Origin of the sequence: Archaeoglobus veneficus SNP6, from assembly GCF_000194625.1 — an archaeon.
In the GTDB taxonomy this organism is placed as follows: domain Archaea; phylum Halobacteriota; class Archaeoglobi; order Archaeoglobales; family Archaeoglobaceae; genus Archaeoglobus_C; species Archaeoglobus_C veneficus.
Genome location: NC_015320.1, coordinates 862745 through 877713, shown reverse-complemented (window position 1 = coordinate 877713; position 14969 = coordinate 862745). Strand labels below are relative to the sequence as shown.

The following is a 14969-nucleotide window of genomic DNA, read 5'->3' as shown; positions in this document are numbered from 1 at the left end:
AAAAGAACGTGATAAAGCTACTGCAGATTACTCAGGAATGTATCTCGGATATGTCCGTTTCGCACATACTGCCTCGTTTAAATCGATATCCATCGTGATGAACGGTTTACTTCGCGATGTAGAGGCTAGTACGTCGCCTTCTGGGGAGATAATCCACCCACATCCACCGAATTCGACACCTCCAGCATCTCCGCTTTTACCCACGCGATTGGAGGAAAGCACGAACGCTCCCGAAACAATGGCTGCCATCCTGAGTGCAACCAGCCAGCGGTCAAGAGTTTTCCTTTCTGTAGCGCGAGGAACGGCAATTATGTGTGCACCCTGCTTCCCGTACAGGCGCGCCCACTCATTGAACATCAGTTCGCTACATATGAGAACGCCAATAGCGATTCCTCTTGTACGAAAGACCGTGAAATCCTTTTCTCCTCTGTGGAACCAGCTTGCTTCGTAAAAACCCTCCTCATCCGGAAGATAGTATTTCGTCCTGATGGCACAATAGCCTTCATTCCAGAAGAAAGCCTGGTTCAGGCGATAAGCTCCATCCTGGACGGGTCTCGTTGAAATCACCGTTGCCGGAGTCAGTTCATCAAGCCTTGTCATGAGTGCATCGTGGGCCTGCAACGCCTCCTGCCAGACCCTTTCGTCGAAGCGGGACATTGAGGCAAACCATGGACAGGCTGGCATCTCTGGTAAAACCACAAGCTCGCTCTGCTCCTTCCTAACGTGCCGAACGAGATTTTCCCACGTCTCATCCACCAAACTGTCTGGAAGCTCGCAAACTGTTACCCTCATCACCGAAATGCTGCAGAAGGGGGATAAAAATTTCGTCTGTTTCATACTGAAATTACTGAAAGACTGTGAAAAGGCTTTAGAATAATAAGCCGTCAACATAACCTTCGTAGAAGACAGAAAGGTTATCAACTTTGCTTGCGAGTGCTGTTTGATGCTGCTAACCCTCGACAGATTCTTCCCGCTTTTTGATGAGAAAGAAAGTGGCGATAGTGAGGATGATAGGCGATTTTCGATACTCTTAGACGAAATCAGGCACTATCACGAGCTCCTTCTCAATGAGGTTGAGAGAGTATACGCAATTGCGAGGGAGGCGAGGAAAAAAGGCCTCGACCCCTCAACAGAGGTCGAGATCCCCATTGCAAGAAACATGGCCGAGAGAGTTGAAAGGCTGCTCCACATAGACGGAATTGCTGAAAGGATAATGGAGCTTGAGGAAAGTGGAGTTAGTAGGGAGAAGATCTGCTTCATAGTGGCTGAAGAAATTGTTAAGGGAAAGTTTGGAAGTTTCGACAGACTTGAAGCCATAGATAAAGCTGTAAGGAGTGCCGTTGCAATACTTACCGAAGGTGTTGTTGCCGCGCCTATAGAGGGAATAGCTAAGGTCAAGATCGACAGAAACGATGACGGTAGCGAATTCCTCAAGATATACTATGCAGGCCCCATCAGGAGTGCTGGCGGCACAGCTCAGGTCATCTCCGTTCTCGTTGGAGATTACGTTCGCCGCATTCTCGGCCTAAACCGCTACATCCCAACCGAGCAGGAAATTCTACGATACATAGAGGAGATCCCTCTCTACAAGAAAGTCGCTAACCTTCAGTATTTACCGAGCGATGAGGAAATCAGGCTTATCGTCTCAAACTGTCCCGTATGCATCGACGGTGAGCCGACAGAAGATGCAGAGGTTTCAGGATATAGAAACCTGCCGAGAGTTGAGACGAACAGAGTGAGAGGCGGTATGGCCCTCGTAATTGCAGAGGGTATCGCCCTGAAGGCTCCGAAGCTGAAGAAGCTCGTTGATGTCCTCGGTATCGATGGCTGGGAGTGGCTTGATAAACTCATAAACAAGGGCGGCGATTCTGGTAGCGACGGAAAAGAGGAAAACGAGGCAATAAAGCCGAAGGACAAGTACCTCTCAGATATAGTTGCTGGAAGGCCAGTCTTCAGCCATCCGTCAAGGAAGGGTGGCTTCAGGCTGAGATACGGAAGGGCGAGGAACTCTGGCTTTGCGACAGTTGGAATAAATCCGGCAACAATGGTTATATCGGACAACTTCATAGCTGTAGGGACGCAGCTCAAGGTGGAAAGGCCGGGAAAGGCTGGAAGCGTCGTGCCGGTTACGTCCATTGAAGGGCCGACTGTAAGGCTGAAGAACGGGGACGTCATACGCGTTGACACCATTCAGGAAGCCCTCGCGATAAAGGATGACATCGACGCAATACTCGACATGGGTGAAATCCTCATAAATTACGGAGATTTTCTCGAGAACAATCACCCTCTCCTGCCCTCACCTTTCGTTTACGAGTGGTGGATACAGGAGGTTAAAGATAAAGTTCCGAAAGGCGATTACAGGCGAATCGATGAGGATACTGCCTTAATGCTCTGCGACGAGTACGGCGTCCCCCTCCATCCAGACTACACGTATCTCTGGCACGATCTGAGCGTTGAAGAAGTCCTGTACCTGAGAGACTGGATTTCGACGGGGAAGATAGAGGGCAAGTACGGAAAGAGCACCCTCGTCGTAGAAATGGACAAAAAGGGCAAAGAAATTCTCGAAAAGCTCCTTCTCGAGCACAAGGTAAGAGACGGCAGAGTGGTAATTGAGAAATGGAAGGTTTTCGTGCGCTGCCTGGGCCTTAACACTGAGCTGAAGAAGTGCAGGGAAGAAACCGAAGCGAAGGATGCCCTTGAGCTCGTCAGGAAATTATCTGATCTCGACGTCAGGGCGAGATCACCTTCAAGGATTGGAGCGAGGATGGGAAGGCCGGAGAAGGCAAAGGAGAGATTGATGAGTCCTCCACCCCACGTGCTCTTCCCAATAGGGCACGCAGGCGGGAAAACGAGAGACATAAAGAACGCAATAAACTACACGAGCGCATACAACGCAGCCAAGGGAACCATCAGCGTTGAAGTTGCCACGAGGAAGTGCAGAGAGTGTGGGAAGGAAACCATCTGGCTTCGATGCGAATGCGGGGGCATGACAGAGCAGTACTACCGCTGCCCGAAGTGCGGAATGAAGACAGGCAGCGAGACATGCCCGAAGTGCGGGGAGGAAACACTCGGCTACAGCAGGAGGAACGTGAACATTAGAGAGCTCTACGAAAATGCCCTGAGGAACGTAAACGAGAGAGACACGTTTTCTGTAATAAAGGGTGTTATAGGTCTCACTTCGAAAAATAAAGTGCCTGAAAGGCTGGAGAAGGGAATTCTAAGGGCGAAGCACGGGATTGCGGTGTTTAAAGATGGTACGATTCGTTATGACATGACAGATGTTCCTATCACCCACTTCAGGCCAAGGGAAATCGGAGTTAGTGTCGAAAAGCTGAAGGAGCTGGGCTACTCCGTTGACTGGAAGGGGAACGAGCTAAAGAGCGAAGAGCAGATAGTGGAACTGAAACCACAGGACATAATTCTGGCGAAGAACGCTGCCGAGTACCTCGTTAGAGTGGCGAAGTTCGTGGACGATCTCCTCGTTAAATTCTATGGGATGGAGCCGTTCTACAAGGTTGAAAAGCCTGAAGACCTCATAGGACACCTGGTTATAGGCTTGGCCCCGCACACATCTGCCGGAGTTCTGGGAAGGATCATAGGATTCGCTGACGTTCTCGCTGGCTATGCACATCCGTACTTCCACGCTGCTAAAAGAAGGAACTGTCTGCATCCGAGAGAGAAAGTTGTAGTAAGAGATAGTGAGGGTATCAAAATCCTGCAGATAGGTGAAATCGTCGAAAAATACAAGCCTGGTGAAATAGAAGTTCTCCACTACGACGAAGGAAAGCTCGTATGGAAAATACCGAGAGATTTTGTAAGAATAAAGTCCCCGAAGAAGCTTCTAAAAATAAGAACAGAGTATGGAAGAGAAATAATCGTTACACCAGACCATAAATTCCCGATCTTGGATGAAAATACTGGAGAACTCATAGAAGTGAAGGCCGAAAAACTCAGGCCTGGAGACGTAACGCTAACAGCCTGTAAAGTGCCCGTAAGCAGCGAAGTGAAAGAAATCAACGTCGTTGAGCATTTTGTACATGAAAAATACCGGGCTCACGGGCTGAGAGATGTCGTCAAGGAGAAAGCGAAGGAGAAGGGAATTACAATTAAAGAACTCTGCAAGCAGCTTGGTATTTCAAGGTCTGCTGTGGACAAGGACTCCATACCGATGAACGTTTTGCACAGACTGTCAGAAATTCTCGGGCTGAACATTAATGAAGTAGAATTTAGGATAACTCACAGAAAGAAGTTCATATCCGTACCTTCAAAAATAAAACTGACCAGAGAGTTTGGATTTCTTGTTGGAATGTACTTATCCGACGGATTTGCTCGGAGCAACAACAGGCTAAATCAGGTCTCCGTTGCAAGTTCGAGCAAAGAAGTTGCGGAGATGATCTCTAAGATATTCAAAGACTTATTCGGTTATAGACCATCAATACGAAAAGACGGAAACGTTTACGTGTTAACGGCAAGTGGAAAAACGATATACAAACTGTTCGTGGACGTGCTAGGATTGGGTAGAAATGCTAGGGAGAAAAGAATACCATGGTTTGCATTCAACAACAAAGAGTTCGCTCTCGGAGTGATTTCGGGGCTAATTCAGGGCGATGGGAGTGTTGGCAAAGAAGTTTCCATAACCACCGTAAATAGAGATCTCGTAAATGACATCGTTATGCTCATGCTTACTTTAGGCATATTTGCGGGAATCAGTTACGAAAACAGACAGCATAGGAGCGAGAACTACATAGAGTACAAGGTACGTATCTACAGCAGAGACACCATCCAGGAGCTGATAGACCTTGGTCTGATTAAAACGGACAAAACAGAAAAACTCGCTTCAATTCTCGAAAGAAGTGGTGCCTCAAGACGGAAAGAGTTTGGCGACGCCGTTCTCGTGAAAATAAAGGAGATCGAACAGGTAGACAGTGATACAGAATACGTTTACGATTTTGTCATAGACGGTAATAAAACGTTCGTTGCAGGACAGGGTGGCCTGATAACCATAGACTGTGATGGAGACGAGGATTGTGTGATGCTTCTGCTTGACGGCCTGCTGAATTTCTCCCGCAGCTACCTGCCGGACAAGAGAGGAGGTAGAATGGACGCTCCACTCGTACTTACGGTCATCATTGATCCGAAGGAAGTTGACAGCGAGGTACACAACATGGACATAGTCGAAACCTATCCACTCGAATTCTACCAAGCAACTTTGAGGTATGCGAGCCCCAAGGAGCTCACGGGAATTATAGAGCGCGTAGAAGACAGGCTCGAGAGCGATCTGAAGTACTGTGGTCTTTCCTTTACACACGATACAGCAGACATTGCCGCCGGGGTGAAGGAGAGTGCGTACAAAGCGTTGAAGTCGATGCAGGACAAGGTTAAGGCGCAGATGAGGCTCGCAGAGAAAATAATGGCCGTTGATGAGCACGACGTTGCGGAGAAGGTTATATCCTGCCACTTCCTCCCGGACATAATAGGAAACCTGAGGGCGTTCTCGAGGCAGGAGTTCAGGTGTGTGAACTGCAACCAGAAGTACCGCCGGATTCCGCTGCAGGGCAAGTGTGTCAAGTGCGGAGGGAAGCTGACACTCTCTGTTCACGGCGGTTCTATAAAGAAGTACCTCGACATCTCGAAGTACCTGAGCGAGACCTACAACGTGAGCGAGTACACGAAGCAGAGGCTCATGCTAATCGACCTCGAAATTCGCTCTCTGTTCGAGAGCGATACGAGGAAGCAGGTTAAAATCATGGACTTCTTCTGAGCTGCAGAAAAGAGTGTAAAATAATGTCTCTAAATCGAATTTAATAGCTCCTAATATCTCCTGTCTTCAACACCTTCCTTATCGAGCTTCTCCACCACTTCGACTTCCGGCGTTACGAGTAAAGCCTCCCTTAGCCTCGCCTTAATCTGCTCAGCATCGCCCTGCCCTTCAACGACTACCTTCAGCCAGTCCGTGCCCTTGTCGGTTTTGTCGATTTCGAGTCTGAATTTGCCCGTCAGCCCTGGGAAGCTCTTGAGAACGAAGGGAATCTGGGATGGATATATCTTGACGCCCTTTACCTTGTACATTTCATCCGTTCTGCCGAATACTCCCGTTGGCATTGTGAGGCTCATGCCGCAAAGACATTCCACAGACTCGAGAATGCCCAAATCACCTGTTCTATATCTCTGGAGAGGCATTGCATCCTTGTTCAGATGAGTTACGACGATTTCGCCCCTCTCACCTTCCCCAACCCTCTCACCTGTTTCGGGATCAATAACCTCAACGTAACAGAAGTCCGTCGTCACATGTAAGCCAGTCTCGTGCTTGCATTCACATGCTACGGGTGTGCACTCCGCCATACCGTAGTAGTCCACCAGAGTTATGTCGTCGCCAAAAGCTCTTCTGACTTTCTCTTTGTAGCCCCTCACAGACGAGAAGGGTTCTCCGGCGGCAATTAGAACCCTTATTCCTTCAAGCCCTTCCTTCGCGAGCTTTAAAGCAAAGCTCGGATTTGCGACGAGGACCGTTGGTTTCAACTTTTCTGCAACCTCCATCGCCTGTGCAGTCGAACCGGGGCCAAGTGGAATTGTTTTCGCCCCAAGCTCCTCAAACCCTCCGTGAAACATCAACCCGGCGATGAAAATGTGGTAGCCAAAGGTAATCATCACAACATCGTCCTTCGTTACTCCAGCCCTCTCGAATGCTCTTGCGTTCGCACGGTTCATTGCCTCTATGTCTCTCTTCGTGTTCAGAATAGGGATGAGCCCGAGGGGCGATGGTGAGAGATTCATCCTTACCACGTCGTCCCGCATGAAGCTCCCATAGTCATTCGAAAGGATTTCGTAAAGCTCAGCCCTCGTCATAAAGGGTATGCGCTCAAAGTCTTCAAGAGTCTTTATGTCGTCTGGTTTCAGGCCAGCTTCTTTCAACTTTCTCAAATAGAAGGGATTATGGCAGTTCCTCCTTATCTGGGCTCTGAGCGTTTCAATCAGATTCATGTGAGCCACCTCTTTCTCCTCTTATACCTCTTCGCCTCCCTGTAGCTCTTCCTGCCCATGTCGGTCATCCCCATATAGAACTCCCTCACATCCTCGTTCTGTCTGAGCTTCTCCGCCTCGCCATCCATAACGATTCTCCCGTTCTCCATTATGTAGCCGTAGTCCGCTATCTCTAATGCGAGCTTTGCATTCTGCTCAACGAGGAGTATGGTGACGTTTTCCTCACGGTTTATCCTCTTTATTATCTCAAAAATCTCCTTAACCACAATTGGAGCTAAACCGAGACTCGGTTCGTCGAGGAGTAGAAGCTTTGGCTTCGCAAGTAAGGCTCTACCAATGGCAAGCATCTGCTGCTCTCCACCACTCAGATAGCCACCTCTGAGGTTTCTCTTTTCCCTGAGGTTGGGGAAGTAGTTGTACACCATGTCAAAGTCCGTATTTCCACTTATGTAGCTTCCAGCCCTCAGGTTCTCCTCGACTGTTAGCTCCTCGAATATCCTCCGCCCCTCCATGACCTGAATTATTCCATCCCTCGCGTTTTCCTCGGGATCCCTATTTTCGATCCGTTTGCCTTCGTAAACTATCGTGCCTCTCGTGACCTCTCCCCTCTCCGGCTTTATTAGACCGGAGATTGACTTCAGCGTTGTTGTCTTGCCTGCTCCGTTGGGGCCGAGTAGCGTAACTATGCTGCCCTTCTCTATCTCTATGGAGACTCCCTTTAAAACAAGAATGAAGTCGTTGTAAACGACTTCGACGTTGTTCAGCTCGAGCAGCTTACTTGCCAAGCCAGTCTGCCCTCCTTTCCAGTTCTACCATTCCGAGTTCCTTTATCTTTCCACCTTCGACTGTGTAAATTCTGTTGACCATCGAAGGTCTGTGATCGTCCGGGAACCAGGATATCGGCGGTGCAAGGCCCTCCGGATCGTAGTTGCGGAGCGTTTCAAGTTCGTGCTTGATGTTTTCTCCGGTAACCTCTTCACCCTTGTCAACAACCATCTGAATGCCCTTTACAAGCATCATCGCGTTCAGCCAGCCCTTAACATAGTGGATTGTGTGTCCACCATCGTTGGGATGCCAGGTGTTGTGCGCATACATGATGTCAGCCATGCCCTCAGCAGACTCCTCACCCCAGAGAACACCTGGCCAGTTGTAGTAGTGGTCCTCAGCAGCCTCACCAGCAAGCTCTGTTATACGCCTGTCCCATCCCCAGACGTTGACCATGAACGTCGTTTCCAGGCCAAGATCCATTGCGTTCTTGAGGATGACCGATGTAGAGCTTATAGTGCCACCAACCCACGCAAAGTCCGCTCCAAATTCTTTAACGCGCTGGAGCTGCTCCATGGCCGAGGTAGCTTTAAGATCGACGATTTCATCGTTTCCTATTTCGAAGCCCAGTTCGGCAGCATATTCCTTACCGCCCGGAATCGGGTCGGTTCCGTAGGGCACATTCGGATAGATGAACACAACCTTTGGCTTCTCCTTGTCTGAGTTCTCTTTAGCGAACTTCAGCACAGCCCTGAGCTGGGTCGTGTAGTCCGTAATGGTCACAAAGTTATACGGAGCTTCAGCAGGATTCGTGAGCTTGGGAGAGTAAGATGCAGAGATATACACTATCTTGTCCCTCGCAACGTCCTGCTTTAAAGCATCGGTATCGCCAGTACCCCATCCTATTATACCGGGAACGTTCATGGACTTGAAACGTTTGTAAGCACTGAGCGCTTCTGGAACCTTGTACGCGTAGTCGACCCACTCAAGCTTGAGAGTGTAGCCGTCAATACCGCCCCTCTCGTTGACGAGCCTGATGTAGTCCTGCACTGCCTGGGCATAGTCCTTGCCAACGTCTCCCGTCGGGCCTGTGAGATCGAAGAGCGCTCCTATGACTATTTCCTCCCCTTTCTTTTCAGCGGTCTCAGTAACCTCAGCAGGTGTTGGCTTTGTCTCCTGCTGCGCACACCCGAGGAATGACATTCCAAGGGCCATCGAGCCAGCAACACCCACATACTTCAGGAAATCCCTTCTCGTTACACCCCTCATCGATTTCTCCTCCTCTGTTTCAATTATTCGTTTCGCTCCACTTTAATCATGATATTATAAGTCTTGCTATTTATTCGCTCAGTACGGGAACGGGAACAATCTGAGGTATTCTTTTATTTTTCTAAGCAACTCGACTATACCGTGCGGTTCTGCGATCAGGAACAGAATAATCGTCGCTCCGAAGATGATCGGTCTGAGAGACTCCGCCGTGAATGTTACAGGCATGAAACCAGATATTGCCGGTATTATCGCCCTCTTGAGGAGTTCTGGCAGCGAAAGAACAAACACTGTTCCTATCAGGCTGCCCCAGTGCCTGCCCAGCCCACCTATGAGTATCATGGCAACGAAGTCTATTGACAGTGCGATTGTGTAGTGTTCTGGAGTCAAATAACCGACGTAGTACGCCCAGAGAGCTCCAGCGACGCCAGCATAGAAGCTCGCTATTGCGAACGCAAGCAGCTTGTACTTGAAGACGTTTATCCCCATAATCTCCGCGGCGATGTCGTTGTCCCTTATCGCAACCCATGCCCTTCCGACGTCACTCCTCGTAAGGTTCGCTGCGAACACGAAGAAAAACACCGCGAGTGGCACGGATACGAAGTAGTAGTAAAAGTCAGATTCAGGAACCTTCGTTATTGTAAAGCCGAGGATTGACGCCTCAGGGACCACTAAGCCTGCTGATCCGCCAGTAAGCCATGCAAGCTTTGGATTGACGAGCAGGAAGTCGACGAGGTACTGAGCTGCAAGGGTTGCGATAGCAAGGTAGAATCCTTTAAGTCTCAAAGATGGAACGCCAAAGAGCAGACCGAAAAGCATTGCTGTGAGTGCTCCAACAAAGATCGTTACCGGAAATGGAAGGCCGAGCTTTATAGCAGTAATCGTGCTCGTATAGGCTCCGACAGCCATGAAGGCTCCGTGGCCAAGAGATATCTGGCCTGCATATCCTGTGAGGATGTTAATTCCGAGAGTTGCGATGAGAAAGATGGCTATATAGTTTGCCCAGTAGAGCATGTAGATGTCGTTTCTGAAGACAAATGGATAGACCGCAAGAAAGACGAGAGCAGAGGCCAAGGCTACCCTGTGTATCGGCCACTTTATGAAGGCCATGTCTTCGGCATAGGTCGTTTTGAATACACCGCACGGCATTTCAGACCCTCTCTATCCTTTCTGTTCCAAACAGCCCGTAGGGCTTGACGGCCATTATGACCAGCATCAGCAGAAGCGGGAACACATCCTTGAAGCCCCCTCCAACCACCGGCTCGAGGTAGGTGCCACCGAGAGCTTCAGCAACTCCTATTATAATTCCCCCGACTATAGCTCCGGGGATGCTGTCCAGTCCGCCAAGTATCACGACAGCAAAGACCTTGAGACCTATGAACGCAAAGTTCACATTGATACCACCGTAGATATTTCCAACGAGTATCCCACCTATAGCCGCGACCATTGCCGATATTGCCCACGAAATTGCGAATATCTTTTCCACGCTAATTCCAAGGCTCATGGCAGCACTCTGATCGTCTGCAACTGCTCTCATTGCAATTCCGATTGTTGTGCGGGTGAAGAAGAGTATGAACACCGCAATGGCGACGAGAGATAACACGAGACCGCCAAGGTAAACATATGGTATAATGACTCCAAAGACCTCAAAGGAGCCGGGAGGGAAGATTTGGGGGAAGGCTCTTATGTCCGGGCCCCAGATTGCCAGCACAAGTCCTCTTATCATGTACGCAAGACCAAGGGTGACCATTATAACCGAAAGAATCGGCTCGCCAATGAGCGGCTTGAGTACGGCTTTCTCTATTATGAAGCCGACGAAAGCAGAGAGAATAACTGCAATGATTACGGATGCCCAGAGTGGCAGGCCTGAATCGAATAACGCGAGACAGATGAAGGCTCCCGCCATCACAAGTTCGCCCTGGGCGAAGTTGAGAACTTTTGAAGCCTTGTAAATCAGCACAAATCCGAGAGCGATCAGGGCGTAAATGCCGCCCATCGTTATTCCGTTTATGAGAGATTGCAGTATCATTCCTTACTCCTCCACATCAACAATTTTCATGGTAGTTCTGATTACCTTCTCCCTGCCGTCCTCGTACCTTATAACTATGCTCGCATCGTACGCCTTCGTATTGCTGTACATCGCCTCGATGAGTTCCGCATACCTCTGCTCGACGACTTTTCTCCTGACCTTTCTCGTCCTCGTTAACTCTTCATCGTCTGCATGAAGCTCCTTGTAGAGGGACACAAACCTCCTTATCCTCGCATTTTCCGGCAGGGTTTTGTTAACTTCCTTCACGACCTCCTTCAGAAGTTTGAGTACTTCATCCTTCTGGGATAGATCCATATAGCTCGTATACCCTATCATGTTCCTTTCAGCCCACTTTCCGACGTTTTCCATATCTATGTTGAGGATCGCAACAAGGAAAGGTCTGTCCCTCCCTATAACGACCGCTTCTCTGATGTACGGGCTGAACTTCAGCCTGTTTTCTATATACTGTGGAGAGAACTTCGTGCCATCTTTCAGCTTGAGCACATCGCTCAGCCTGTCAACCACGACGAGGTGACCATCCTTGTCGATATACCCCATGTCTCCGGTATGCAACCAGCCATCCTTAAGTGCCTCATCGGTCTTCTCTGGCATCTTGTAGTACCCCTTGAAAACTGCAGAGCTCTTTATGAGAATCTCACCCTCCTCAGATATCGCAATCTCAGTTCCAGGTATTGGCTTGCCAACGGTCTCGAACTTGATGTCGTCATCTCTATGCAGAACGGCTATACCAGCAACCTCAGTCTGGCCGTATATCTGCTTGAGGTTCACACCTATTGCGTGGTAGAAGCGGAAGTAATCCGGGCCGAGAGCCGCACCTCCTGTATACGCATACCTCACCCTCTTGAGCCCGATTTTGTCCAGTATGGAGCGGTACACGAGCCAGTAGGCAATAAACCTCTGAATCCTGAGGAGCGGAGACGGCTTCCTCTTCTCAAACTTTGCATCCGCCCATTTGTAGCCGACCTTCATCGCCCAGTTGAAAATAGCTCTGTTAAAGCGGTTAGCATCCTCCATTTTTACGAGAATCTCCGATACGATGTTCTCCCATATTCTCGGCGGGGAGAAGATTACGTGAGGGCCTATCTCCCTCAAATCCTGCCTGACAGTTTCGGCACTTTCCGGGAAGTTAACGACAGCACGCTTGCAGAGAGCAACAGATATGGACATCATCTGCTCTCCGGCCCACGCAAGGGGCAGGCTCGAAACGAGTTCGAAGTTCTCGTCGATTGGATCGACCTTGCAGAGGTTCTCGGCCATGGAAATCATGTTTTTATAACTCAGCATCGCTCCTTTGGGCATGGCAGTAGTACCAGAAGTTGTGAGAATACATGCAGTATCGTCCGCCTGAGTTGATGCAACATTCTCTTCAAACAAATCCGGATAGCGCTTTGCGTACTCCTTTCCCCTCTCTATCACTTCGTCGAACCTCAGCAGACAGGGGTCGTCGTAGCGGTACATCCCCTTCGGCTCCCAGTAGATGATTTTCTCAACGGCTGTTTCTTCCCTGATGCTAAGCAGCTTGTCAACCTGCTCCTGATCTTCCGCAACAACAATGCGGACATCCATGTAGTTCAGCAAGGCCTTGAACTCCTCTGCAAGGCTGTCCTGATACAAACCCGTAGGAATTGCGAGAGCAGATTGCGTTGCAAGCTCCGCGATAACCCACTCCGGGCTGTTGTCTCCAATTATCGCCACCTTGTCCCCCTGCTCTAAGCCAAGAGATACGAGGCCGAGAGAGAAATACTTCACAGATCCGAGATAATCTTTCCACGTGTACGTCTTCCATATTCCCAAGTCCTTCTCTCGCATCGCTACCTTCTCGCCGTGCTGCCGGGCGTTCCTTACGAGTAGCTTGGGAAATGTGTCATCCTCCATATCCAGACCTCGCATTTTATCCTTCACCAACGTAGGCCTGAATGACTCTTGGATCGTCCTTAACCTCGTCAGGTGTACCGCTTGCGATAACCCTGCCCCTGTCGAGAACAACTATTCTGTCAGAGATATCCATCACAAAACCCATGTCGTGCTCGATGAGCAGAATTGAGATGCCCAAATCCTCGTTAATTTCGAGGACGTAAACAGCCATATCTTCTTTCTCCTCGAAGCTCAGCCCTCCCATGGGTTCGTCAAGCAGTAAAAGCTGAGGCTCAAGGGCTAAAGCCCTCCCGAGCTCGATTCGCTTCTGTATTCCGTAAGGGAGCGTCGAAACAACTTTTCGCCTGTACTGCTGTAGGTCGAGGAAGTCTATAATTTCCTCCACCTTCTCCCTATGTTTTATCTCCTCATCCCTCCCCTTTATGAAGTAAAGGCCGGAAAATATTGGGTTACATTTATAGTGAATGTGCCTGCCCGACATTATAACATCCAGAGTGGTCATACCCCCATAGAGCTCAACATTCTGGAATGTTCGGGCAATACCTTTTCTCGCAATTATATGGGGCTTCTTCCTCGTTATTTCTTCATTTCTGAAGAATATCTGCCCCTCCTGAGGCTTGTAAAACCCACTTATGCAGTTGAGCAGACTCGTCTTTCCTGCTCCGTTCGGCCCTATCATAGCGAGTATTTCGCCTTCTCTCAACTCAAAGGAGGCGTTATCTATTGCCTTTACTCCTCCGAACTTGAGAGTGACATTGCTAACCTTAAGCAAGCTCATCCGGGGTTTTGCTGGAAGATGGAACATATAAAGCTTTTCTCATTGAGGTTGAGGCAGCCTGAGACGGTGCCATCTGCCAACTTATATAACAGGTGTCCTGCCATTCTCGAAGCCTGAACTGTCAATCCAAAATAAAAAATAAGCTAACCCTGTGTTACAGCGCTGTATGCAAATTTCGACGCTGATTCAGATTCAGCCCCGAAACACTCAGGATGCAGAAAACCCGCAATTTCCTCCAGTGCGTATACGAGTCTGTAGGATGGCCTCGAAATTATGTCTGCATCGATGACGTACACCCTTCCGTTTTTCACGGCGCTGACATCCTTGAGCTCGCTGACTGCCCATTCGTAGAGTGCGTTCTCACCACCACCCATTCCCGTTCCGCTGTTCACGATTATCACGTCGGGATTCCTCTCCAGTATGTCCTCGATGCTGACGATCTTCCAGCCGTCCATGTCGCTGAATACGTTCTCTCCTCCCGCAAGGCGAATTAACTCGTCTATAAACGTGTTATTCCCGCTTATCCAGATGGGGTCGTGCCACATTATATGCGCCACCTTCGGCCTGCTCGTATTCGCAACTGCTTTTTCAACTTCCTCTATCCTGTTTTTCATCATCTCAACGAGTTGTGATGCGTTTTCTTCGCATCCTGTTACCTCTCCAAGTAGTTCGATGTTCCGCATGACATCGCTCAGGTTTTTCGGATTGAGCGCAATAACTGTTAGGCCATGGCCTCTCAAAGCCTCTATCGTCTCAAGACCATTACCATATGCAGCAACAACCAGATCAGGATTCAGAGCGATGACCTTTTCAACGTCAATGGTGGAATAACCGCCAACCTTCGTTCTGTTCATCGCCTCTGGAGGATAGTTGCAGTAGTCTGTAACACCCACCACTTCGTCCCCCACGCCAAGCGCGAAGAGTATCTCAGTGTTGCTTGGGGCAAGCGAGACTATTCGCTGCGGAGTTTTTGTTATCACAACCTCGTATCCTAAATCATCCACGACGCGTATTATTTTGCTATCATTGACTTCTGGCGGAGTTGTTGCCGAATTGTTAACGTATGAAGCTGGCGATTGTGCAGGTGTAACACTCGTCGATTCGGGCTGAGAGGCGCTGCAACCTGCAATGAGAAGCGATAGAAGAATAATCAGCACTACTCTATCTTTCATTTCCCCCACCCCTAAATCTGACAGGTTTGTAGCCCACATCGAGCGATATTTAAAGATGTCCATTTTGTTTGATATAATTGCA

At 49.2% G+C, this 14969-nt stretch carries 10 protein-coding genes; 1 reads left to right on the top strand and 9 read right to left on the bottom strand.

Translation table 11 applies throughout. From position 1 onward, the window contains the following. Positions 1-27 precede the first annotated feature (27 nt). Complete coding sequence (locus ARCVE_RS05020) at positions 28-792, bottom strand: carbon-nitrogen hydrolase family protein (protein ID WP_013683688.1); 765 nt, start codon at positions 790-792, stop codon at positions 28-30. A gap of 151 nt (positions 793-943) precedes the next feature. On the opposite strand from ARCVE_RS05020, the gene polC reads away from it, so the two are divergent. Then, positions 944-5761, top strand: a complete 4818-nt coding sequence (polC, locus tag ARCVE_RS11515; protein ID WP_013683687.1) for a DNA polymerase II large subunit — start codon at positions 944-946, stop codon at positions 5759-5761. Positions 5762-5811: 50 nt separating this feature from the next. On the opposite strand, the gene ARCVE_RS05010 is transcribed toward polC, so the two are convergent. The 8 genes from ARCVE_RS05010 to ARCVE_RS04975 all read right to left on the bottom strand — a co-directional run bounded on the left by ARCVE_RS05010 (position 5812) and on the right by ARCVE_RS04975 (position 14887). Then, complete coding sequence (locus ARCVE_RS05010) at positions 5812-6981, bottom strand: phenylacetate--CoA ligase family protein (RefSeq protein ID WP_013683686.1); 1170 nt, start codon at positions 6979-6981, stop codon at positions 5812-5814. Further along, on the bottom strand, positions 6978-7754 hold the full coding sequence (locus ARCVE_RS05005; RefSeq protein ID WP_048086190.1) for an ABC transporter ATP-binding protein: 777 nt from the start codon (positions 7752-7754) through the stop codon (positions 6978-6980). Before ARCVE_RS05005 ends, ARCVE_RS05010 begins: the two co-directional genes overlap by 4 nt. Before the next feature lies 1 nt (position 7755). Further along, positions 7756-9015: an ABC transporter substrate-binding protein gene (locus ARCVE_RS05000; protein ID WP_013683684.1), complete on the bottom strand. Its 1260-nt coding sequence runs from the start codon at positions 9013-9015 to the stop codon at positions 7756-7758. A 78-nt stretch (positions 9016-9093) separates the two neighbouring features. Further along, complete coding sequence (locus ARCVE_RS04995; protein ID WP_013683683.1) at positions 9094-10161, bottom strand: branched-chain amino acid ABC transporter permease; 1068 nt, start codon at positions 10159-10161, stop codon at positions 9094-9096. Between the two features lies 1 nt (position 10162). After that, complete coding sequence (locus ARCVE_RS04990; RefSeq protein WP_013683682.1) at positions 10163-11041, bottom strand: branched-chain amino acid ABC transporter permease; 879 nt, start codon at positions 11039-11041, stop codon at positions 10163-10165. Between the two features lie 3 nt (positions 11042-11044). After that, on the bottom strand, positions 11045-12937 hold the full coding sequence (locus ARCVE_RS04985; RefSeq protein ID WP_048085674.1) for an AMP-binding protein: 1893 nt from the start codon (positions 12935-12937) through the stop codon (positions 11045-11047). 16 nt (positions 12938-12953) lie between these two features. Next, on the bottom strand, positions 12954-13715 hold the full coding sequence (locus ARCVE_RS04980; protein ID WP_048085672.1) for an ABC transporter ATP-binding protein: 762 nt from the start codon (positions 13713-13715) through the stop codon (positions 12954-12956). A gap of 143 nt (positions 13716-13858) precedes the next feature. Continuing rightward, the gene (locus ARCVE_RS04975) at positions 13859-14887 is read right to left on the bottom strand and encodes an ABC transporter substrate-binding protein (RefSeq protein WP_048086188.1); all 1029 of its coding nucleotides are present in this window, start codon (positions 14885-14887) and stop codon (positions 13859-13861) included. Between the last annotated feature and the right edge of the window lie 82 nt (positions 14888-14969).

Coding starts and splice junctions, on each gene's coding strand:
- ARCVE_RS04990 (WP_013683682.1), bottom strand. CDS start 11,041: ATGATACTGCAATCTCTCATAAACGGAATAACGATGGGCGGCATTTAC.
- ARCVE_RS04995 (WP_013683683.1), bottom strand. CDS start 10,161: ATGCCGTGCGGTGTATTCAAAACGACCTATGCCGAAGACATGGCCTTC.
- ARCVE_RS04985 (WP_048085674.1), bottom strand. CDS start 12,937: ATGGAGGATGACACATTTCCCAAGCTACTCGTAAGGAACGCCCGGCAG.
- ARCVE_RS05020 (WP_013683688.1), bottom strand. CDS start 792: ATGAGGGTAACAGTTTGCGAGCTTCCAGACAGTTTGGTGGATGAGACG.
- ARCVE_RS05000 (WP_013683684.1), bottom strand. CDS start 9,015: ATGAGGGGTGTAACGAGAAGGGATTTCCTGAAGTATGTGGGTGTTGCT.
- ARCVE_RS05010 (WP_013683686.1), bottom strand. CDS start 6,981: ATGAATCTGATTGAAACGCTCAGAGCCCAGATAAGGAGGAACTGCCAT.
- ARCVE_RS04980 (WP_048085672.1), bottom strand. CDS start 13,715: ATGAGCTTGCTTAAGGTTAGCAATGTCACTCTCAAGTTCGGAGGAGTA.
- ARCVE_RS04975 (WP_048086188.1), bottom strand. CDS start 14,887: ATGAAAGATAGAGTAGTGCTGATTATTCTTCTATCGCTTCTCATTGCA.
- polC (WP_013683687.1), top strand. CDS start 944: ATGCTGCTAACCCTCGACAGATTCTTCCCGCTTTTTGATGAGAAAGAA.